This is a genomic window from Paenibacillus sp. JT22N15 (assembly GCF_059383755.1).
The window spans coordinates 252,381-273,842 of the sequence record NZ_JBXENV010000008.1 but is presented as its reverse complement, the minus strand read 5'-3'; the positions used below and the strand labels follow the sequence as shown (position 1 = coordinate 273,842).

Here is a 21,462-nt window from a genome sequence, read left to right as displayed (position 1 = left end):
CTCGCAGCTCCTTAATAACGCGCTGCCTGTACTTTCACAATATAGCGCTGCGTTTCCTCAGGAAGCTTGTCCAAATTCGCCATCAGCTCGCTGTCTGTCGTAATACCGAGGCGGTCGATACGGCCCGGACCGGCATTGTACGCGGCTAGAGCTACTTGCTCATTGCCATTGTACTTGCGAAGCAGAAAGGATAAATAACGGGTGCCGCCATCGATATTTTGCTGCGGATTTAACGAATCTGTCACGCCAAGGCCGCGTGCCGTGCCGTCCATCAGCTGCATGAGCCCTTTGGCTCCTGCGCCGGATACGACATCTGGCTGGAAACCGGACTCTGTGCGAATGACGCCGCGAATCAAGGCGGGATCTACGCCATATTGGGCTGCAGCCTGGGCAATCATCGCATCATAGTCGGTGGAGCCAGCTGCAAACGTCTCGCCCTCAGCCTGATAAGCGTTATTCAAGCTGGCAAGCTGCGCCAGCGCTTCGGACGCTTGAGCAGATACATCCGTGCCTTCACTTGAGCCGTTCGAAGCTTCATGCATATATTGGGACAGCAGCATGTCGAACAACGAAGTCACACTTTTGTCCTTATTCGTGCCTAGCGGGTTCGCTACTGTCTTAAAGTCAAGATTAGGAGCAAGCTGCGTCTTGATCATTTGCTTCATAATGCGCGGATCGATACTCATAATTTCCTCCTTGAACCAAATCGCTTGGCTCTGCTGGTCTAAAAAAGCTCTATAATGATGTATCGGTTTTTATTGTACATGTTTTTACCCCTATTCGCCAGCAAATCGTAAAATACACAAGTTTATTCGGTTCGAGGAGTAAAAAGCAACATGCAAAAACAACCTCCGAAGCAAGTTTCGGAGGTTGTTCGGTTCTATTTAAACGATTTAAAGCTTATCCGTACTATATTAAAGCTTATTTGAATACTTTAACGCGATCTTCAAGCGGCTGGAATGTTTTTTCGCCTGGCTCTGCTGTCGGCTTGCCGAAAGGCATTTGCGCAATCAGGCCCCATGATTCTGGCAGGCCAAATGTCGCTTTTACTTTTTCGTCGATAAGCGGGTTGTAATGCTGCAGGGAAGCGCCGAAGCCTACCTCTTCCAGCAGATTCCATACTACAAATTGCAGCATGCCCGAGGATTGGTGCGACCAAAGCGGGAAGTTGTCGGCATACGAAGGGAATTGCTGCTGCAAGCCTGCAACCACATTGTGATCCTCGAAGAACAAAATCGTGCCGTAGCCATTATTAAAAGAAGCAATTCTGCCTTCTGTCGAAGCGAATTGATCAGCAGGAACGATTGCGCGAAGTGCTTCCAGCACAATGCTCCACAATTTATCATGATTTTCGCCAAGCAGGACAACTGCTCTAGCACTTTGAGAGTTAAAGGATGAAGGTGAATGCTTAACGGCTTCGTTAACCAATTCTACGATTTTCTCATCAGAAACAACGGATTCTTTGCTAATTCCGTAGTAAGTACGTCTGGCTTGCACAGATTCCAAAAAGCTTTGTGACATAATCAAATACCTCCAGTTAAATGGTTTAGTTCAATGCTTGATTAGATGCACACCAAAGTAATATTAATTACTTTACGTAAGTAACAATAATATATTACCCCTCATTTTGTCAAGCTTTTCCGCTGGCTTTTTATCAAAATATGCCTTTCGCACCGCTTTATTCATTCCCCAATTGTTCCTCTTTCATTAGCCGAAATTTACACCTTATCTTTCTTCATATCCGTTTCTGCACCATGCTGCTCCCAAGACTGCTCGCCAAGCTCTCTCACTTTATTCCATTTGCCATTGATCCAAGCGATGAGGAAGGAGATTCCTCCGAGCAATAGCAGCACTAGCACCTTGTACAAGCTTTCCTGGCCGTTCAGGTCGAAGAAAATTGCTTTAATCGCCGTCAGTCCTAGAACCGAAAATCCGAACCAGCGGAACACCGATTGCCCGCGATTAACGCCCCACAATACGAGCAGCAGCGCATATACGCCCCATGAAGCCGACAGACTGAGCTGCACATAGAAGCTTGGAAGATCGTAAAGATGCTCCTGAAACAACCGAATCATTTGGACGGTCAACAATCCGCCGATGATTAGATGCGAGCACAACGCATACATATTCCCCATCACGCGATTGCCCGAATCGCCAAGTGACGCAAATTTCTGCCTCGTCGAATAATAGAAGCCCAATGCCGCAAGCGCAAGCCATGCCATCGCGCCAGAGTTCAGAAACGGAATGAAGACGCCGAACCATTCGCCGCGCGGTGTAAACCATGTGATGACGTACCAATAGCATACCGTTGTAAACCATATAATGAGCGATGCCAGATTCAAAGCTTGCCAGCGGAACCTTTTGCCCACCCAGACAAGCAGCGCGGCCACCGCCGACCATAGAAATACATTGAAGATCGGTTTGACCGCTAGACCGCTGCCGACCTGATTAAGCGCAAGCAGCATCAGCAGCACACCAGCAGAACCATACGTAGCCGAAGCCGGCTCCATGCGCTTCACATGATAGTGGATAAACCAGCTGGCAAGCAGCAGCACAAAGCCGATAAACGCCAGCGGATAAGCATAATGCACTTCACCATGAATGAGCAGCAGCGACCAGAAGCCAAAAATAACGCCATTGGACAGCCCCGCATACATGTTCATCCCGTCAAAGCTTTGTTTATTGGTCCGCGAAGCAAGCAGAAAGCCGATCTGATAAAACAGGAATGCAGCAAGCGCGTAGCGCAGCGGCAAATTCCATACCCCTTCCACCACGGGATCGAAGGTAAAAAAGTAGACGATATACATGATCCAGCTTCCGATAAACGATGTCAGTCTGAGCTCATTCCAGCTCTTCACCGTGCTGAGCCAGAAAAAAGCGGAATTGAGCACGAGCATATACAAAAATAAAGTAAATACTTGATCCGTTTCCGGACGCATCAGCAGCGGCGACAGCAGGCCGCCCGTCAGAGCAATGTTTATGAGCAGACGCGATTCAAAGCGGTAAGCATAAACCGTAAGCGCCGCAGTAACAGCCGTCATGCCCAGCAGCACCGTCATGGAGTCCCACATTTCATAATAGACACCGGCAAAAGCGGCCGTCGTATACAGCAGGCAGGCGCCTAATCCGATTAACAGCTCGCCGACGAGCGGCCATTTTTCCCGCTTAATCAGCGAAAACCCTGCTGCGGCAAAACCTGCACCGCTCAGCAGTCCCAGCCCGATTTTCATCGCATTCGTTACCCAGCCCTGCTCCACCGTATATTTGAACAAAGTGATGAACGCTGATAGGACGAATAACACGCCGAGCAGCAAAGTCCATTGTTTGCGAATCCATACATTCATTGGTTGTACCTCCGTTTAGCTGCATTTTTATGACTTGGTCTTAGTTCTATTTTAGAAAAATAGGGCAAAAAAAATAGTACCAACTTTACGTGGTACCATTTCCATCCTTATTTTCTTTTTCTAATAGACCAAGTGCTTTCACCTGCTGCGCAGCCTCTTTCGAGCCGCCCAGCTGCAGCTTCTTGAGTATATGGTTAATATGGTTTTTAACCGTTCGAATGGAGACGAACAGCTTATCCGCCATCTGCGACTGCGAATAGCCCTGATCGACCAGCTCCAGCAATTGCAGCTCCGCAGGCGTAATCAGATCGCGCACCTTCTTCACTTCAAAATCCCGCTCCAGCTGCTTCAGCCTGCGGAATTCCTCGCGCATCTGCTCCGCCGCCGCCGCGCTGATCGGGGACTGGCGCTTCGCCGCCGCCGCAATCGCCGCAGGCAGCGCTTCAAAGTCGGATTTGATCTGGTAATCGATCGCTCCCACCTGAAAAGCTTGCAAAATCAGCTCTTTCTCCTCCATCGACGTCAGCATAATGACCCTCGCTCCCGTCGACATCGCCGTTGCCTCCGCCAGCTCAATGCCCGCCGGCTCGTCACCGAGCATAATATCCATGAGTACGACATCTGGCGCCTGGCGCCCTCCAGCAAGCGCTTCCCGCACTTCCTGCGGATTATCCGAGGTGAATACGACTTCAATGTTCGGCTGGGCTGCCAAAAAAGCCTTCAGCCCGCGCAGCCAATCCTTGTCGTCCTCCACGATCCACACTTGTATGTTATCCATCGGCATGTTCCCCTTCTCTCAGCCTTATCTCTATTTATATCTCTGTCTATTTCTCTGTCTCTTTCTATTTCTGTATCTATTTCTTTTTATTTCTCTTTATCTCTCTGCCGCTTTGTGCTCGTAATTCGGGCTTGCTCCCGCAGTATACTGCGCCTGAATCGCCTTTTTCTTGAATATCATCGATACGAGCGTGCCTGCTCCCAGCTTGCTCTGAATATGCAAAGAGCCGCCATGCTTGCGCATCACATGATACGCATACGGCAGGCCAAGCCCGAAGTTTGTACTGCCCCCGCGTTTGGTCGTATAAAAGGGCTCGAACGCTTTGGCTGTCTGCGTACGATCCATACCCGGCCCCGTATCGCGCACCTCGATCATTATATCCCGTTTCGTCTCTTTCATTATAAAGCTCAGCGTGCCTTTGCCGTCCATTGCTTCAATGGCGTTCGAGATCAAGTTGCCAAGTGCCTCGGTAACTTGCGCACGGTCAATCATACAGCTCCAGCCCTCCGGCAGGCTGCTTGAGAAACGAACGCCTTCAGCGATCAGCTTATACGGCTCAAGCGTCATGAGCAGCAGCTCGCCAAGGTCTTCCCGCGTAGGCTTTAGCGCCAAATCCTCGGTGCCGTGATGGACACGGCCAATCATTTCCTGGATGTGCCGCGTCGTCCGCAGCACGGTCTCTGCATCGGCAAGCAGCTCCTCCTGGTTCGTGGATGCCGCGTATGCGCGCATCTTCTCGCCGAAGAGCCGCATTTTGCCGACGTCATTTTTGATCGCATGATTGAGTATAGCCGTACCTGATGTAACTGCTCGCAGCGTCGAATCCAGACGGCGACGGTCGATAAAAACACGTACCCCCAGAAATCCGTAGGTAAACAGACCTATAACAAATACCAGCGCCCCAATGCCCACAAACCAGGTATTGTACACCCACATCCGCAGGAAACCAAGGCTTGGCAGCACATAATTCATCGTTGCGCTAAACAGTACCGGAGTCAGCACCGACGTGCATACGATCCAGTGGCGTCTCGCTTGAGCCAAATAACCCGGATTTTTCAGTAATACATTCACCGCTCCGACGGCTATATAAGGCACAGCCCACCAGACAACAACTGTAAATGTAATCGGATACGTTTCCGTGTAGCCCGGTGTAAACAGCAGGCAGGCCGCAATCGGAATAAACAGCAGCAGCGGCAACACTCGCTCATAAGGCTGCAATCGGTCGATAGGGCGATAAGCCAGCGCAAACAATAGGAAGGTGTATGGCAAACCGTAGTAGGACAGCAGCGAGCAAAATGCTTGCAGCATATACAGCAGCTGATCTGCCGTTTCGTTCATATAATGTTGGCTCACATAAGGAATAATCCGCTCATCCAGCACGACCGACATCGCCCCGGCTCCGCCCGTAAAAGGTACCCCGCTGAGCCGCCTGCTCACAACCGAGCGTGGGTCGGACAGCATCAAAATAGAAGCAATTCCCCATAAGGCAATTAGGACAAATAGCACGCCGCAGCCCTCTTCTCTCTATATACTCTCTTTTATGCTCTGCTCTAACCATATAGCGGAGCGCGGAAAGCGTCAACCCTCTGAGAGAATATGTGCGGCGAATGGCATAGGACTTCCCGCCTATTCATGAGATTAGGAGTTCAGCTAATGATTGTACATACCTCAAAATGGTTATTTTGCAACGTTGTCCTCATTTATACGTATATGGAAGGCGGCTTATTTATTTTTTTCTAATATAAAGCTGTAATACATAAAGTACCATGCTGTTATAAAAAGATAGGGAGCTGCCTATGCCGGATTTTTTGCTTGTGCTATTTTTGTTCAATTTATCTTTATTTCTGTTGCACGAAATGGATGCGATACGCCATTCTGAATGGAGATTGTTTATCTTTCTTAAGGATATGGAGGATTCGAAAGCCTATAAGGTGTTCACCTTTATTCATCTTCCGATATACACGATTATACTCGCTCTGCTTTTCAGCGATTATCAGACGGTTACGTTTTGGGTGCTGGATATATTTTTTATCATCCATGCCATTCTACATCTCTTTTTTGAAAAGCATCCCCGCAATGGCTTCAAAAATACGTTCTCGCGAGCCTTGATTTATCCAATGGGGATGATCGCGGCGATTCATTTGTTGTTGATGGTTATGAAGTGAGTGTCGAATACGTCCGGCTATGTCCGGATCCGGAAATCTTGGATATGTACGATATGCAGAATATGCAAGATATGAAGGTGTTCAGCGAGGGTTGAAGTTATTATATTCCGCTTAGGGGAGACCCTGCGAATCGTTTAAGAAAGACCTGACCCCCTATTACTTTTGGCGGTCTGTTTTTTTGTTCAATTGATGTTCGTTAATCACTACTATAACAGGAATATGGACTAAGGATTTGTGATCAGGCCCCAATCGCTCTGTTCCTCATGGCATTAAGCTGTTAATCGAGGCATACCTATTCTAATTTTGTTAGGCTGGGACAGAAGGAGACGATTATGTCTCAGACGGCGCAAATGGTAACTGTTTCCATTTCCTAAGGACTGAGGTTCCGCTATTGTAGCCTTTTATACGATTTCAGCCCGTAAGCGGACAGGAGATCCGCTATTGCCCTCATAATCGCGTCAAAATGGCAATTGGCACAGCATTAGCGGCTCCTGTGTCCGCCTAATTCTCGATTGACCGTCATCCGGTTAAATAGCGGATTCTGTGTCCGCCAAGTTTCTGACACTCCATTATCGTTTGCATACTCTCCCTAGTATAACAAACCGTGTATTAGCTCCACCGACCCAACAAAGTGCCATCATTCAAAACCAGTGTGGCTTATCGCCCAAAAGTAAACCCTCCAGCTAGCTTCTATACACTCATACAGAGTACGACTAAATGTGCAGCTATCGGAGGATACATGATGACGTTTCAATCTACACACTCACATAGAGTGCGACAGCGAAAAATAGATAAATGGGTGCCACAATGGCATTCATTTATCTAAATCAAACGAAAATAATACTATAACGTTCGCAGACAATTCTTGATTTTTAAAGAATTTACTCATTTTATGTATGATTCAACAAATTTCGAGGTGCGAATCTCCCCTAGGCTTCTTATGGGAGCTTCACATTCGCACCACGACCCAACTCTATTCTCTATCTACAAGAATATTACTTCCCCGCCCCTTCGTTATACGCTCTCAGCAGCGTATAACGATTAGGCCGCACCAAATGCGCCTCACTCAAGCTGCGGGCAAGCAGTTCGTCGCTCACACCTAGCTCAGCCGTTGTGGATGGCCCACCCACTTGCTTCAGCCAGCCGCGAATGGTCTCCTCATTCGGAATTTCCGCGATCAGCTGGCTGATGCGTTCCGCATGCTCCGTCCCGCTAATCGCTGGCGCCTGCTCATCCGCCAAGCGATGATACAGCCCCGAAATTTCCGCACATGCGACGCCAACCTTCGCTCCATGCAGCAGCTGGCGGTTGCCAAGGCGAATATATTCCATCTCCCAGTAGTGGGACAAATGATGCTCTGCGCCCGAGGCCGAATGGGATTGCCCGAACAGCAGCATCGCAAGGCCCGATTCGATCAAAGCGCTGATCAGCGCGCGAATGCCCTCTTCGCTGCGTGAGGCAATCAGCTCTACATTTTCCACACACTGCATTAAAGCATCACGCGTAATCGTCGCTACGATATCCGAATAAGCTTCCTCGCCCGCAAGCGAGCCGTAGGACCAATCGAACAGGGACGTATATTTGCCAAGCATATCGCCAAAGCCAGCGGCTACCATAGCGACAGGAGCCTGTGTCAGCACATCGAGATCGGCAAAAATCGCGTCCGGGCCAATCGCGGCGATCGTAATCTTTTCACCCCGAATAATAATCGGTGCTCCCTTGGAATTGAAGCCGTCTACGGACGGAGCGGTCGGCACGGATACAAACGGTATGCCCGCCGTAAAAGCAGCATAACGCGTAATATCATGAAGCGTGCCGGAACCAGCCGCAATGACCACTTCCGCAGCGTAATGCTGAATATCAAGCAGCAGCTGCACAATGGATACTTCGTCCGCAATGACATCTCCCTGTTGGTTAGGCTTAATCAGCGTTGCCTTAACCGCAATATCTTTCGCAGCAATTGCCGCTTCCAATTGTTTTCCAGCTATTTCATATGTGATGTTGTCGGACACGATTAAAACTTTGCGATAGCCCTTCTTTACCAAATAAGGTGCGACCTGCTGAGTGGCTCCACGTTCAATAAGCAGCGGTTCAATTACGATGGACTGGACGGAGGAGGCGTCATAGCCTGCGGCAGCCAGCTTGAATTTTTCCATTAGCGTCATGAGTTCGTTGTCCCTTCTATCTTCAAAGTTGTATACGAACATTGTCACGCGCTAATGGCAGGTTTGTCAACCTTTGGCTTGCAGGCTTCGCCGCGCCTTCCTCTAAGCATCCAGCTTTTTGTTCAGCAAGTACAGCATGATGCTCACAAGGATAGCACCGATCACGATTTCAAGCGACATAACGCCCCAGTTTCCAATCGAAATATCGCCTGTTGGAGACACTAAGATAGACAAGCCTTCAGCGGTAGGCTCTGAGACCATCGTGCCGAATAAATTATCGTTAAACAACAATTCCTCCACATAGCTAATGACAAATTGCAGCAGGACGAAGACTGCTATTGCTACCCATGGAAAAAGCTTTTTATTAAAGAGATGCCCTACTGTAATCGAAAAATAGACTGTCAGCATCAAAAATAGGAGCGTCCAAAATATTAAAATAAAAAACAGGACTCCCGTCTCGAAATTAGGCGGACCCAATACATCCAGCAAGGCGCTTGGGGACAGCCATTTAAACAGCCAGACATGAAGCAGCACGATCCCACTCAGCGCAGCCGATAATACGAATTGCAGCAGAAGCGGCGAAGCGATTGTTTTCCACGTGGCCAGCGGCAATAAGCGGCGACCGTACGATTTAAGGTTATGGGAGTACGTCTTTGAGGAAAATATGATCAACATGAAGGCAACGAATAAATAGCCCATGAACATTAATGTAAGCGACAATGCAGGCTGCCAATTACGAGTTGCACTAAAAAAGGAAAGTGCTCCCTGCAAAATAATAAGCGCAGCAGCCGAGCCCATAATTAAATTCGCATTGCGTTTCCAGTCATATTTCAATAAGTTTATCATTCTGAAAATACCTCCCTGAATAGTTCATCTACACTTTTACCATGCTTGGAGCGTATGCTCTCCACATCCTGACGCAGTGAAACTTCACCGTTTTGAATAAAAATGACTTCATCGAAAACCCGTTCAATGTCGGTAATTAAATGCGTCGAGATAAGCACACAGCTGTCTTCATTATAAAATTTAACGATGGCGTCCAAAATTTTGCCCCGCGCGACGGGATCAACACCGCCTATCGGCTCATCGAGCAAATAAAGCTTAGCCTGACGCGACATCGCCAGCGTGAGCTGCAGCCGCTCATTCATCCCTTTGGATAAGGAGCTAATGCGATCATTGCGATCCAGCTTCAAAAAATCGAGCATGCTTCCCGCTTTCTCCTGATCGAAGTCCTTATAAAAGTCACTGAAAAAACGAAGGGCATCCTTCACCCGCATCCACGACTCGGTTACCGGCTGATCCGGCATAAAGGACGTAACCGCCTTCGTCCCGATGCCAATCGGCTCCCCGCAAATTCGAACGCTTCCTGAGGTTGGCTGAATGAGTCCTGCCGCCAGCTTCATGAGTGTACTCTTGCCGCTGCCATTGCTGCCAAGCAGACCAATAATTTTGCCAGCTTCCAGGTTTAAATTAATATTATGCAGCGCTTTTCTCGATCCGTAAGTTTTCGTTACGGCTTGCAGTTCAACTATCTTCTTCATTCGTTTATTCTCCCCCCGCCTATTTCTGATCTTCCTTGCTAACCGCTTCCGTAACAATCGCTACAATGTCATCCTTCTTAAAGCCCAAATCGCGCATCCCCTGAATGAAACGTCCGAGCAAATCAGCCGCCATTTCTTTCTTAATGCTCACAATCGCCGCCTCCTCGCTCGTTACATATCTTCCAAGTCCCCGTCTTGTTTCGACGATGCCTTCACGCTCCAGCTCCTGAAAAGTACGCTGGATCGTATTCGGATTGATTTGCAGCTCCACTGCAAGCTCGCGCACCGAATCGATTTTATCGCCGGGATTAAGCTTCCCGCTAATAATTTGCTGTTTAATGTAGTTCATGATCTGGATGTAGATCGGCTGGTTGTTGTCAAATTCAATCGGCATAAGTCACCTCCGTGTTAATGTATTAGTGTTATATCTAAATAGTACACTAATATTCTGTTGTTGTAAAGAGTTGGATAAAAAAAAGGCTGCCTCCAATCGCCCACGGGCGCTGAAAGCAGCTATTTCATTGATGCTATTCCATTTTCCAATCCGCTCTAAAGGCTAGCTTACACCTTGAATACAGCCGCTTTTTCGCGCAAATTAGTGGAAGAGCCCTGCAGTTTCTCAGCCAGCTCTTGAAGCTGAATCGATACCTCGAATTGATCTTCGGACATACCGCTCATCTGCTCCATTTTGCCATTTACCTCGGAGGAGGTTTGCAGCAGCTTGTCTACTGAGCCAACAATATCGGTAATGCCTTTTGTAATTTCATCAATGCCGACAGAAATTTCGCCCATTTGCTCGGACAATACGCTGCTTTGATTTTCCAGACCATTAAACATTTCGCTAGCCGTCACCGATGCCTGCTTCGTCGTTTCTATCACTTCCGAGAAGCTGCTCAAGCTTTGGCTGCTGTCGGCAAAATCGTTCTGAATAAGCTTAAGCTCCTTCGTAATATCTTTGGAAATGATATCGGTCTGGCTCGACAGCTTGCGAATTTCCTCCGCTACTACAGCAAAGCCTCTGCCATGCTCGCCTGCACGCGCCGATTCAATCGAAGCATTCAGCGACAATAAATTCGTCTGTGTGTTCAAATCCTGAATGCCGCCCAAAAACTTCGTTACATTATTGTAGCGCTCATTGATTCGGTCGAAGGACTCGGTAACTCGGGCAAATTGCTGCACCGTCTGATTCACCATCTGCACAACGCCCTTCATATCGGTGGAGCCTATACGCGATGACTCTCTCATTTCTTTCATGTCGCGATTAATATATTCGGTTGAAGCCGCAATTTGCTGCGAGCTTGCCGATATTTGCTCCGTTACGGCCGAGATCGAAGTTGCATCATCATACTGGGTCATCAAAATCGTTTTGCCGTTGCCAATCTCTTCCTTCACCTGCTCGGAAGCGTTCTGATTGCGAACAATCATATCGCCCATATTGCGCGAGGCTTGCAGAACAACCGTGCTTACATCCATAGTCGAACGAAGGGTGTCACGAAGCTCACTTCCCATTTGCGCCAGCGAGCGGTCAATTTGACCAAATTCATCTTGGCGATCCAGCTTCTCATCATAGGTGAAATCGTTATTTTGATAAGCGGTAATACGCTTCATTAAACCAACGATGCCTTTTTTTACATTCCGGCTTAACGAATACGACATGAGGAACGGCAGTACTGCCAGCAAAACAATATTGATGATAATAATCGTATTGGCAGCTGCAATACTTTTATTTAATGTCTCCTGTGTAGCGACCGTATCCACTTCGAGCCAATTTTCTACCGTTTCATTCGCAAAGCTGAGAACAATCGTATATGTACTGACAAGCTGTTTGACCTTGGCGGAGCGGTCTTCAATGGTTAGCAGGCTGTGATTGCCGTTTTCTTTATTAAGCTGCTCCAGTGCAAGGCCAAACACATTGCCTTGGTTCGAATAGGCGGTGCCGTTATCCCCGTGAGGATATTTTTCATCCAGGTACGCTAGTGTAACCTTCAATTTTTCTACCCGCTCGGGCATCGACTTAAGTGCCAAGTTGATTCCATCGTCGCCGGTGCTGCCGTTTTCTACGGCATCAATCATCGAAAGCAGCGTGCGCAGCATCGAATCCGATATCCCTTGATATTCTTTTTTGGCCTCCTGAAGCTCATTTGAAGCTTTCACTGCACTTCTAACCGAAGCATTTTGCATAAAAATCCACCCGCCAGCGACGACGTTGAACAAGGTGATTAATGAAGTGATAAACAACAGCTTCGTTGTAACCTTTTGTTTCTTCAAGAAATCAGAAATCCTTGATGTCCATTTTAACCATTTTGCCTCTCTCAATCGGTTAATCATCATTTTCTCTCCATCTCTCCTATTACACTGAAAAAACAAAAGCTATCCAATCACCGCGACGAATTGAACAGCTGAATCAGCCTATAGTCCTGTACCGGTGGTTTGGCTGCCATAGTTCAATACCTTAGGCCCATAACTTTGCGCCCCTATCTTTCAATAAGTTTGCCTTTTTCAGTATGTAATTTTCTATTTATTTCGACACTTTTAAAGTATAATTTAGGAAAACCTTTTTGTAAATTATAAAAAGCGAGATTATCTGACATGATACTTTGAAACTAGTGCCTAACAACGTTATAATATTAGCGAATGCTAGCTATTAATGAGATTTTAGGGGGGACAAGATGGATTTTCGACTAGATTTAATTGAGGATAAAATCGAATTTTTTGAGGCTTTTGACTTACGTACGCTCGAAAAGCACATTGACCAGCAAATTGAAGCGAATAAAGCACTGCTATTACAAGTTCATGCGATTAGTCATCATGCGGTGTTTCATCCCGATCGCGGGAAAATGCTGTACAGCGCAGTCGTTCATTTTAAAGTTAAAAAATAGGCCAATTCGGGCATTTGAACGCTGCCCGAATTTTTTTCAAAAAAATTTAAAAAAGGTATTGCATCCTCCTAAAGTTCTGTGGCATAATACATCTTGTGTCCGATACATAACCGCGCCGTTGTAGCTCAATTGGTAGAGCAACTGACTTGTAATCAGTAGGTTGGGGGTTCAAGTCCTCTCGACGGCACCATTTTTTTCCCGGGACGTAGCTCAGCTTGGTAGAGCACCTGGTTTGGGACCAGGGGGTCGCATGTTCAAATCGTGTCGTCCCGATATTTTATAAGTTGTTTCAAGCAGGCCCTCTAACTTAGAAGGGTTTTTTATTTTTTTCATTAAAAATAAACCGCGCTTAGCTGGAAGTTTTGCTGCCCCCGCTAAGCGCGGCTTTTCTTTTGCCCCAATAGATTCATTAATGATGCTGCCGAATCATCGCCTCTGCGGTGAGCAGCCCTGACATGGCAACCATCGGCGTTCCCCCGCCGGGATGGGTCGTTCCGCCCGCAAACCATAGTCCGCGCAAATCCGCACGATTGGACGGCCGCAAAAACGTCTGCTTTGCTGAATTCGAGGAAATGCCATAGATGGCGCCGCGAAATGCCGACGTATCCCGCTCCAAATCCTCCGGTGTATACAAAGCAAGCTGCTCTGCTTCCCGATCCAGTCCCTCCAAGCCATAGGCAGCCAGCTGCTTCAACAGACGGCCCTGATAGCGCTCCGCCTCCCGCTCCCAGCTCCAAGCGTCCGACGTATACGGGGCATTCGCCAAAATAAACAGGTTGCTGCCTCCTTCCGGCGCCAGTTCCTGTTCCATATAGGCGGAACAGCATACATAAATCGCAGGATCGGCAGGAGCCTCGCGGCGCGCGAAAATCGCCGAAAATTCCTCCCCATACCTTTCCGGATAAAATACAGTATGATGCAGCAGCTTATCGTAACGTCTGCGTATGCCTGCAAGAGTGACAAAGCCGGACAGAGAAGGCTCGTAAGTTGAAATATGGCGATTCGTCATGGCAGGCCGCAGCTGCTCGCCGAGCAAATCGCGGCATACGGACAGCACATCTCCGTTCGCGAGCACCAGATCGGCTGGCACAAAACCGCATTCCGTCTCTACTCCGCTTACGCCGCCGCCTTTTGCAGCAATGCACTGCACACGCACCGAGGTGCGTATTTCCGCCCCCATTTCCTCCGCAAGCTGGCGCAGACCTTCAACGATGCTGTAGGTGCCGCCTCGAACACCAAAAACGCCAAGCTCTGTCTCGACATGCGGCAGCATCGCGAAGATTGCTGGCGCCCGATCAGGAGCAGATCCGACATAGGTCGCATAACGTCCAAACAAGGCCAGTGTGTTGGGATGGCGAAAATAGCGGCGCAGCAGCATAGCGGCAGCAAGTCCTCCCGGTCCGGCGCCTACAACAGCAACATGCCTGGTCTTCATTTATAGTCTCTTCCTTCCCATGCTAGAATCAGCTTTCTATAAATGCCCGTCATAGACGGCTCGAGCCGCAAATTCGCCTGAGCCGCAGCCGGTTATATCGCAAAATCGCTATAAACGGCAAATTGGCCGCCAGCGCGTAGCCTACCATTAAATAGCCATACAAAGGCTCGTTCCAGATGAAAAATAACGGCGCGGGCACGATGGACAGCCAGTGCGTCCATTCGCCTCTGAGCGTTTCCCCCATGTACTCCTGGTAATAGGCTTGGCCGCGCTTAGCAAGCCTTTTCTTCTGGAATCCCCTGCGGAACAAAAAGCTGCCATCCGGCACGCTGTCCTTCCAGGAGCGGATGAACAGCACCTGCTCGTAGAAACGCTCCTCTGCCGAAGTGCCGCTTCTCCTTGCTGCGCTCCGCTTTGCGCACTGTCCCGCCTGCTCCTGCTCCTGCTTCTGGTCTTGCAAACCAGCGCTCTGGCAAGCTCGTATGAAAATAGGAGACGCCGAGATGGACGAGCAGCCATCCGCCAATATTCAGAGCGAGCACAGCCAGCGACGGCAATGCCTGCGCGCTCATAGCTTGCCTCGTTCCCGGCTGCCCATTGAAACGACTCGCCCTTTCCAAGAAACCTTCCTCCTAATGAAGGTCGAGAACAGCGAATAAGCGAAAAATAACAGAAACAAACTGAGCGGCAATGGGTACAGCAGTGCTGTCCAGCCCTTAAAACTCCCGGTTTTGCGCAGCCATAGCCCGAGCTGCAAGCTGTATGCCGCATAGCAGGCGACGCCTGTTCCCAGCAGCCAATAATCCGCCTCGACCTGCCCCCCAATTGAAGCAAGCATAAGGGTCACAGCCGATACGGCTCCGGCCAGCCACAGCGATACAGCGCAGGCTACGAAGGGCGCGGTCGATGCAGCGCCTGCTGCGAAGCTTTTGCTCCAGCCGCGGAACATGCTGTTCAGGCCGTCCGGGTACATTCTAAAGGAAATTTTTTCGCAGCCCATAAAATTGGACACCGGCATTTGATCAGAGCTAAAGGCTCGCCCCAGCTCGAAATGCTCCAATACTTTGCCCCGTACTGCCTCATGCCCGCCGATGCGGAAATAGTCATCCCGGCGGCATATGAGGCAAGGCCCAAACGCTCCCGCCCGGCTGTCTCCGTCGCCAACCGAAGCGATGACAATCAGATTGAAGAAAGCAGACAGCTGCTCATAAGCACGCTCCATTCGGTGGTAAGGCTGCACCGATACGAGTCCGCCAGCCTCCTTCTGGCTGGCGGCCAGCAGTTGTAAAGCATCCATTTCCAGTTCCACATCCGCATCCAGAAAAACAAGCAGCTCGCCTTGCGCTGTTTTGGCTCCCGTCCAGCAAGCCCAGCTTTTGCCGATCCAGCCGTCTGGCATCTCCTCCGCCCGAATGACAAGGGCGCCATTCGCGGCGGCAAGGCTTGCCGTTGCATCCTCCGAGCCGTCATCGACAACGATTACTTCTACATGACTTAGCTTCTGCCGCTGCAAGGCGTGCAGCAGCTTGCCGATATTAGCCGCTTCATTGCGTGCCGGAATGATGACAGAAATGGAGATCGGAACAGCGCTATTTTTCATGCCTGCTCCGTTCGCATCATCTGCCCCATTCCATTCATCCCCCTCATGAATGTCCCAATCCGGCAGCCGGCTTACCCGATTTTGCAGCAGCAGGCCGCACAGCCAGCCGAAAACAGCCCAAATGATCGAGAAACTCATCGCTTCCCCCTCCTTCTCCCGTACATATAGCCAATTGCCTGCTTTAGGCCGCTAAATGCCTGCTCCCGGTAAGGAAACCAATTGATTTGCGAGCTTCTGCGCCCAGCATTGACCATGACCGACTTTGAGCGGCAAAAGGCAAGCAGCCCTTCTTCGCCATGCGTACGGCCGAAGCCGCTCGCCTTCACCCCGCCAAAGGGCAAATGCATGTTGCCAATATGCCTTACAACGTCATTAATCGAGCAGCTTCCCGTCTCCAGCCGGGCTGCGAACGCTAGCCCTTTTTTTCGATTAGCCGTAAAAATGCTTGCGCTAAGCCCATAAGGCGAAGCATTTGCCAGCCGGATTACTTCCTCCTCTGACTGAAAGGCCATAATCGGCAGCAGCGGGCCGAAAATTTCCTCCTGCATAAGCTGCATCTCCTCCGTCACTCCGGTGAGTACGGTCGGCGGAAACAGCGGCGGCTCCGCTCCGGGCGGCAGCCCTCCTGCCGCAATGCTGGCGCCTTTGGCTACAGCATCGTCCAGCAGCCGTTTCACTTTATGCCAGCCTTCTTCCGTGGCTAATGCTCCAATCTCGGACCAAGAACCGCCTTCGGCCTGCCTCAGCTCCCGCGTATAAGCGACGACCGCGGCCAGAAAGGCTGCATAAATGCTTTCATGAACGTAAACCCGTTCCACGCTAATACATACCTGCCCGCTGTGCAAAAAAGCACCCCATACCGCTGCGCGAGCGGCTCTCTCTATGTGGGCATCGGCACATACGATCATCGGGTCCTTGCCACCAAGCTCCAGCACGCAAGGAATGAGCTGCGCCCCTGCTCGCGCCAGCACACTGCGCCCAGCCGCTTCGCTTCCGGTAAACCATAGCTTGTCAGGCCGTGCATCAATTAAGCGCTCCGCTTCCGCCTTCCCGCCTTCAACCAATTGAAGGACACCTGGCGGAAATGCAGCTTCCTCGATTAGCGCAGCAATGCGCTTGCTTAGCAGCGGCAGCTTCTCCGATGGCTTGAGCAGCACCGTATTCCCTACAGCAGCTGCCGCGAGTGCCGGAATGAGCGTCAATTGAAGCGGGAAATTCCACGGGGCAATGATAGCCGCCACGCCGCAAGGCTCATATGTAATGTGCGAGGAGGAGCCTGCGAGCCACAGCGGGGTGCGAACGCGGCGGGAACGCAGCAGCTTGGCCGTATTTTTTTCATAATAAGAAATAGCTTGAATGACCGTCAGCAAATCCGTCGTCAGCGCATCCATCGGGGTCTTGCCTGCCTCTTGGCCAAGCAGCGCAATCCACTCGTCCAAATCGCGAACGAGCAGCTGCCGCACCGAGCGGATATGCTGAATTCTATCCCGCACAGGAAGCGCCCTCCAGCTCGGAGCTGCTGCGCGGGCAGCAAACATTTCTTGCATCATTTAATCCCCCCAGCAAGGGCCGCCTTTATACGATTGGCAAAATGATCCTAGCAGGTTTTAATTCGCCAATAATGGGCAACACCTTAAATACAGGACCTACAGGAATGTAACTGCTAGATTTGAAGCTAGCTAACTATTAATTAACCCTAAGGTATATTATAAAACATCTTTTTCGTTTATATAACCAAGTTTTTAAAAATATCCATTTGGCTTTAGTAAACAGGGAGGCGGAAACGAGCGATGAGTAAAAAAATCGTAGTAATTGGCGGAGGCTTGGGCGGCCTATCCGCTGCCATCAGGCTAACGGTTGACGGCAATCATGTCACCGTCCTGGAACAGCAGGAACGTGCAGGCGGCAAGCTGAATATCCGCTCGGGCAAAGGTTTTTCCTTTGATACGGACCCGTCGATTTTGACGATGCCCTGGGTGCTGGAGCAGCTGTTTGCTAGTGCGGGCAGACGTCTGGAGGACTATATGACGCTGGAACGGGTGGAGCCGCAGTGGCGGACTTTTTTCGAGGATGGATCGCAGCTTGACGTGACTGGCGATCTGCCAATGATGCTGGAGCAGCTTAGCAGCGTAGCGCGAGAGGATGCCAAGGGCTTTCTGGCCTATTTGCAATACTGCCAGCAAATGTATGAGCTCAGCATGAAGAGCGTCTATGGAAAAAGCCTCAGCGGCCTGCAGGACTTGCGGGGGCAGCATAGCATGAAGGAACTGCTGGCGATGGACCCGCTTCGCACGATGCATCAGAGCACGAGCCGCTTTTTCAAAGACAAGCGCTTGCGCCAGCTGTTTGATTTTTTCATTATGTATATTGGTTCATCGCCTTATGCAGCCCCAGCCGTGCTTTCTCAGCTCATCCATGTGCAGCTTGGACTCGGCATTTATTACGTCAAGGGCGGCATGTATAATATTGCGCTGGGCATGCTGAAGCTGCTGGGCGAGCTTAGCGTGGAGGTGCGGACGAATGCGCCTGTCGCAGCAATCAATACGCTGGGCAAGGCAGCAACGGGCGTTACACTTGCAGATGGCACGGTGCTTGCCGCCGATCTCGTCGTCTCCAATTTGGAGGCGATTCCGACCCATCGCAAGCTGCTCGGCCACCATCCGGGAGCTGCCGCAGCGACAGGCGGCATGAGAAAATATGCTCCAACCGTATCCGGCCTCGTGCTGCTGCTTGGCATCGATAAAACCTATGACCAGCTGCGCCATCACAACTTCCTGTTCTCGCGCAATCCAGAGCGGGAGTTCCAGGATGTGTTCGTCTCCGGCATCCCTTCGCCTGATCCGACCGTCTATATTGGGGTGTCCAGCATTTCCGACTCGACACAGGCGCCTGAGGGACAGCAAAATTTATTCGTGCTCACCCATGTTCCCCCGCTTAAGCCAGGCGAGGATTGGGAGATTTACAAAGAGACGTACCGCGAGCTTGTGCTGGATAAGCTGGAGCGAATGGGACTGGATGACCTGCGCTCGCACATTACGTTCGAATACAACTTTACGCCTAATGATTTGGAGCAGCTTTATGGCGCCAACGGTGGTTCAATCTACGGCGTTGTCACCGACCGTAAGCTGAACGGCGGCTTCAAAATTCCGAGCAAAAGCGAGCTGCTGGACAATTTGTATTTCGTCGGCGGCTCCACTCATCCCGGCGGCGGTGTGCCGATGGTTACGTTGTCGGGCCAGCTTACAGCTGACCTTATTAAAGAGCGGGCGGATAGCCGCTCTGGGGGCAGGACAACAGCTGGGTAGCCATTTTAAAATGACCGCTGTAAAATGGGAAAGAAGGTATCTCCCCCTAGCGCAAGCTTTGGGGAAGATACCTTCTTTTTTTCGAAATGAAAGGGTCATCATCTGTTAATTATTTTTACCGCCATCCATTGGCAATCGATTAAGCTGAAACGCTTAATTACTTTTGAGCTGCTCCGTTCACTTGTGTTCAGTTGTTTTCCCCAGCAGCAGCAGTCAGGCTATCGACAATAATCGGCAGCATGGCTTCCAGTGTGATAGGATCGTTAAAGGCTGCAGAATCTTTGTCGAGATAAAACACCCGATTATTTTTAATTGCAGGAAGCCCCTTCCACAAATCACTATCATACATAGGGCTTGTATCAGCGGTTCCGGTCGCATCCGGTGATGTAAAGATATAGTCGCCAGCAAACTCAGACAGCTTCTCAAGCGATATTTCCGCCCAACCAAGCTTTAGATCGAATGCTGGAGGGGCCTGCAGCCCGAATTCATCATATAAAATTTCTGTTCCCCTGCCATAGCCTTCACCATAGACATACACACTTTTATCATACTGGCTGAGGACAGATACGGTTTGGTCACCGACTGCCTTTATAACCTGTGGTTTATATTCGGCAATTTTTTGTTCCCAAGCATCGACCCATTGTTGGGCTTTATCGATACGATTCGTTAATTTACCGAATTCAAGCAATTGCTCTTTATAGTTTTTCTTACCGTATTCTATCGTTACGACTGGCGCGATTTTACTCATGTCTTCCAGTTTATCTGTACCTTTAATGGCAATGATAAGATCTGGATTTAAGGTGATAATCTTCTCAACATCAAAAGCAGCCGGAGATCCAATATCCTCTACATCGTCGATCTGTCCTTTATAATAAGGATTTCCCATCGTCATTGTTGGTGCTCCAACCGGATTAATGCCAAGCGCCATGAAATATCCAACGTAGGCATGGGTCAAAACAACTATTCTTTGCGGGTTTCGGGGGATCTTGACCTCGCCATCTGCACCTGTGTACGTTACCGTTGCTGAAGCTGTCGAGTTCTGATTTGTGTCCACCTGTCCATTGTTACCACTAACTGCTGCGCTCGAGGCTGAACCAGAATTTGCAACAGAGTTGGTACTGTTCACTGACCCTGAGCATGCGCTTAGAAGTAGAGTAAAACTAAGCAGCAAAGTTAAGGCGGTTGATTGTTTTCTGTTTCTGATCAATTCAAAAGCTCCCTTGTTTGTATATTGATAATGGTTATCACTGCGCTTATTAATATACCGTTTAAGCTTATGAGGAACAATGGATGATTTAAGCATGAGGGATGGATTATGCTGCTTAGTATTCAAATCAAGATAGGTTTGACGATAGTGAACAGGAGATTGTCCGGTTTGTTTTTTGAAGATGCGGCTAAAATAATACACATCCGTATAGCCGATGTTTAAGGCTATTTCTTGCAGCGTTGCTTCTGTACTTTTAAGCAGGCTTTTGGCTCTGGTAATCCGCAAGCGAATCATATATTCAATGGGGCTGCATGCCGTGCGCTGCTTGAACATTCGCGATAAATGGCTGGGACTGCAATCCAGCATCGATGCCAGCAATTCCATCGTCAACGGCTCAGTATAATGGTCATGCAAATATTTTAGCAATTGCTCAGCCGGGTCTGCCCGAATGATTCGAACATCCTGTTCGCGCAGTTGGCTTACAAGCTCATATACGAATTGATAAAACAATGTCCTTGCATGCAGCAGCTCAAGATCACCGGGCGTCAGCCACTCTTGGGCCGTTCGCTCCAGCTTCTCATACAACGACAATGGATACAAAGGAGCATAACCATATTGAATCTGCAAAGGATTTCCTGCGGTCATGATACTGCGAATTTCAGGGTTTGCCTGTGGCGGAAACCAGGCTTTGTACAATATAAGATAATATTCGAACCGCCCTTCCTTTGGCTGTATGTTCAGGCACATTCCTTTGCCGCCATGCAGCACAAACATGCCGCTCACGGCATAATCCACATCATCAAGCGTAATTTGTGCTGAACCGCGAATAGCAAAAAGAAACCCGTTGGCAGGCAGCAGATATGACCTAAGCTCACCGTCACTGGTTATATTTATATGTCTGACATCCATCAGCTTAACTGAAGCAGACGTCCAAATTAACATATGTTCGTTTAATTTCACTCCGTCACCACCCGTTGCTGTTACGTCGATGATTTTTCGACTTCTCCCTATATACTACTGATAACGATTCTTATGTGCAATGA

At 49.4% G+C, this 21,462-nt stretch carries 18 protein-coding genes, 2 tRNA genes and 1 riboswitch; of the genes, 5 read left to right on the top strand and 15 right to left on the bottom strand.

Features of this window, described 5'->3' with window-relative positions:
• Nucleotides 1-11: 11 nt before the first annotated feature.
• The 5 genes from AC50X8_RS17810 to AC50X8_RS17790 all read right to left on the bottom strand — a co-directional run bounded on the left by AC50X8_RS17810 (nt 12) and on the right by AC50X8_RS17790 (nt 5,628).
• Entirely contained in the window at nt 12-686 is a 675-nt protein-coding gene (locus AC50X8_RS17810; RefSeq protein ID WP_056041684.1) for a lytic transglycosylase domain-containing protein, read from the bottom strand.
• Between the two features lie 235 nt (nt 687-921).
• A complete protein-coding gene (locus AC50X8_RS17805) occupies nt 922-1,521 on the bottom strand; it encodes a nitroreductase family protein (protein ID WP_046230385.1) in 600 nt (199 codons plus the stop codon).
• A 197-nt stretch (nt 1,522-1,718) separates the two neighbouring features.
• A complete protein-coding gene (locus tag AC50X8_RS17800) occupies nt 1,719-3,344 on the bottom strand; it encodes a DUF2339 domain-containing protein (RefSeq protein ID WP_494861798.1) in 1,626 nt (541 codons plus the stop codon).
• Between the two features lie 85 nt (nt 3,345-3,429).
• A complete protein-coding gene (locus AC50X8_RS17795; RefSeq protein ID WP_056041688.1) occupies nt 3,430-4,122 on the bottom strand; it encodes a response regulator transcription factor in 693 nt (230 codons plus the stop codon).
• Nucleotides 4,123-4,218: 96 nt separating this feature from the next.
• Nucleotides 4,219-5,628 carry a sensor histidine kinase gene (locus AC50X8_RS17790; RefSeq protein WP_494861800.1) on the bottom strand — a complete coding sequence of 470 codons (1,410 nt, stop codon included), beginning with the start codon at nt 5,626-5,628 and terminating at the stop codon, nt 4,219-4,221.
• 308 nt (nt 5,629-5,936) lie between these two features.
• Between AC50X8_RS17790 and AC50X8_RS17785 the strand changes: the two genes are divergently transcribed.
• Nucleotides 5,937-6,287, top strand: coding sequence for a DUF6713 family protein (locus AC50X8_RS17785; RefSeq protein ID WP_494880782.1), 351 nt, complete (start codon nt 5,937-5,939; stop codon nt 6,285-6,287).
• Nucleotides 6,288-7,282: 995 nt separating this feature from the next.
• Here AC50X8_RS17785 and AC50X8_RS17780 read toward each other — a convergent pair.
• From AC50X8_RS17780 to AC50X8_RS17760, 5 genes are all read right to left on the bottom strand, one after another.
• On the bottom strand, nt 7,283-8,494 hold the full coding sequence (locus AC50X8_RS17780; protein ID WP_494880780.1) for a sn-glycerol-1-phosphate dehydrogenase: 1,212 nt from the start codon (nt 8,492-8,494) through the stop codon (nt 7,283-7,285).
• A 60-nt stretch (nt 8,495-8,554) separates the two neighbouring features.
• Nucleotides 8,555-9,298 (bottom strand): hypothetical protein, encoded by a 744-nt coding sequence (locus AC50X8_RS17775; protein ID WP_056041694.1) that lies wholly within the window; start codon nt 9,296-9,298, stop codon nt 8,555-8,557.
• Complete coding sequence (locus tag AC50X8_RS17770; RefSeq protein WP_056041697.1) at nt 9,295-9,993, bottom strand: ABC transporter ATP-binding protein; 699 nt, start codon at nt 9,991-9,993, stop codon at nt 9,295-9,297. The genes AC50X8_RS17775 and AC50X8_RS17770 overlap by 4 nt, the downstream gene beginning before the upstream one ends.
• Nucleotides 9,994-10,012: 19 nt before the next feature.
• Nucleotides 10,013-10,387: a GntR family transcriptional regulator gene (locus tag AC50X8_RS17765; RefSeq protein ID WP_056041699.1), complete on the bottom strand. Its 375-nt coding sequence runs from the start codon at nt 10,385-10,387 to the stop codon at nt 10,013-10,015.
• Nucleotides 10,388-10,554: 167 nt separating this feature from the next.
• Nucleotides 10,555-12,261, bottom strand: a complete 1,707-nt coding sequence (locus tag AC50X8_RS17760; RefSeq protein ID WP_494861810.1) for a methyl-accepting chemotaxis protein — start codon at nt 12,259-12,261, stop codon at nt 10,555-10,557.
• A 153-nt stretch (nt 12,262-12,414) separates the two neighbouring features.
• A riboswitch (cyclic di-GMP riboswitch) is annotated at nt 12,415-12,498 on the bottom strand.
• Nucleotides 12,499-12,662: 164 nt separating this feature from the next.
• Here AC50X8_RS17760 and AC50X8_RS17755 point away from each other — a divergent pair.
• From AC50X8_RS17755 to AC50X8_RS17745, 3 genes are all read left to right on the top strand, one after another.
• Nucleotides 12,663-12,872, top strand: a complete 210-nt coding sequence (locus AC50X8_RS17755; protein ID WP_056041703.1) for a YrzA family protein — start codon at nt 12,663-12,665, stop codon at nt 12,870-12,872.
• Between the two features lie 114 nt (nt 12,873-12,986).
• Nucleotides 12,987-13,062: transfer RNA gene (locus tag AC50X8_RS17750), tRNA-Thr, on the top strand.
• A gap of 9 nt (nt 13,063-13,071) precedes the next feature.
• Nucleotides 13,072-13,145 (top strand) — tRNA-Pro (locus tag AC50X8_RS17745).
• 136 nt (nt 13,146-13,281) lie between these two features.
• On the opposite strand, the gene AC50X8_RS17740 is transcribed toward AC50X8_RS17745, so the two are convergent.
• The 4 genes from AC50X8_RS17740 to AC50X8_RS17725 all read right to left on the bottom strand — a co-directional run bounded on the left by AC50X8_RS17740 (nt 13,282) and on the right by AC50X8_RS17725 (nt 17,454).
• A complete protein-coding gene (locus tag AC50X8_RS17740; RefSeq protein WP_494880695.1) occupies nt 13,282-14,307 on the bottom strand; it encodes a phytoene desaturase family protein in 1,026 nt (341 codons plus the stop codon).
• Nucleotides 14,308-14,356: 49 nt separating this feature from the next.
• Nucleotides 14,357-14,767 carry a glycosyl-4,4'-diaponeurosporenoate acyltransferase CrtO family protein gene (locus tag AC50X8_RS17735; RefSeq protein ID WP_494880693.1) on the bottom strand — a complete coding sequence of 137 codons (411 nt, stop codon included), beginning with the start codon at nt 14,765-14,767 and terminating at the stop codon, nt 14,357-14,359.
• A 108-nt stretch (nt 14,768-14,875) separates the two neighbouring features.
• Nucleotides 14,876-16,045, bottom strand: a complete 1,170-nt coding sequence (locus tag AC50X8_RS17730) for a glycosyltransferase family 2 protein (protein ID WP_494880691.1) — start codon at nt 16,043-16,045, stop codon at nt 14,876-14,878.
• A complete protein-coding gene (locus AC50X8_RS17725) occupies nt 16,042-17,454 on the bottom strand; it encodes an aldehyde dehydrogenase family protein (RefSeq protein WP_494880688.1) in 1,413 nt (470 codons plus the stop codon). Before AC50X8_RS17725 ends, AC50X8_RS17730 begins: the two co-directional genes overlap by 4 nt.
• A 243-nt stretch (nt 17,455-17,697) precedes the next feature.
• On the opposite strand from AC50X8_RS17725, the gene AC50X8_RS17720 reads away from it, so the two are divergent.
• Nucleotides 17,698-19,212 (top strand): phytoene desaturase family protein, encoded by a 1,515-nt coding sequence (locus tag AC50X8_RS17720; RefSeq protein WP_494880685.1) that lies wholly within the window; start codon nt 17,698-17,700, stop codon nt 19,210-19,212.
• 187 nt (nt 19,213-19,399) lie between these two features.
• Here AC50X8_RS17720 and AC50X8_RS17715 read toward each other — a convergent pair whose 3' ends face one another.
• The gene (locus tag AC50X8_RS17715) at nt 19,400-21,379 is read right to left on the bottom strand and encodes an ABC transporter substrate-binding protein (RefSeq protein ID WP_494880682.1); all 1,980 of its coding nucleotides are present in this window, start codon (nt 21,377-21,379) and stop codon (nt 19,400-19,402) included.
• Nucleotides 21,380-21,462: the final 83 nt, after the last annotated feature.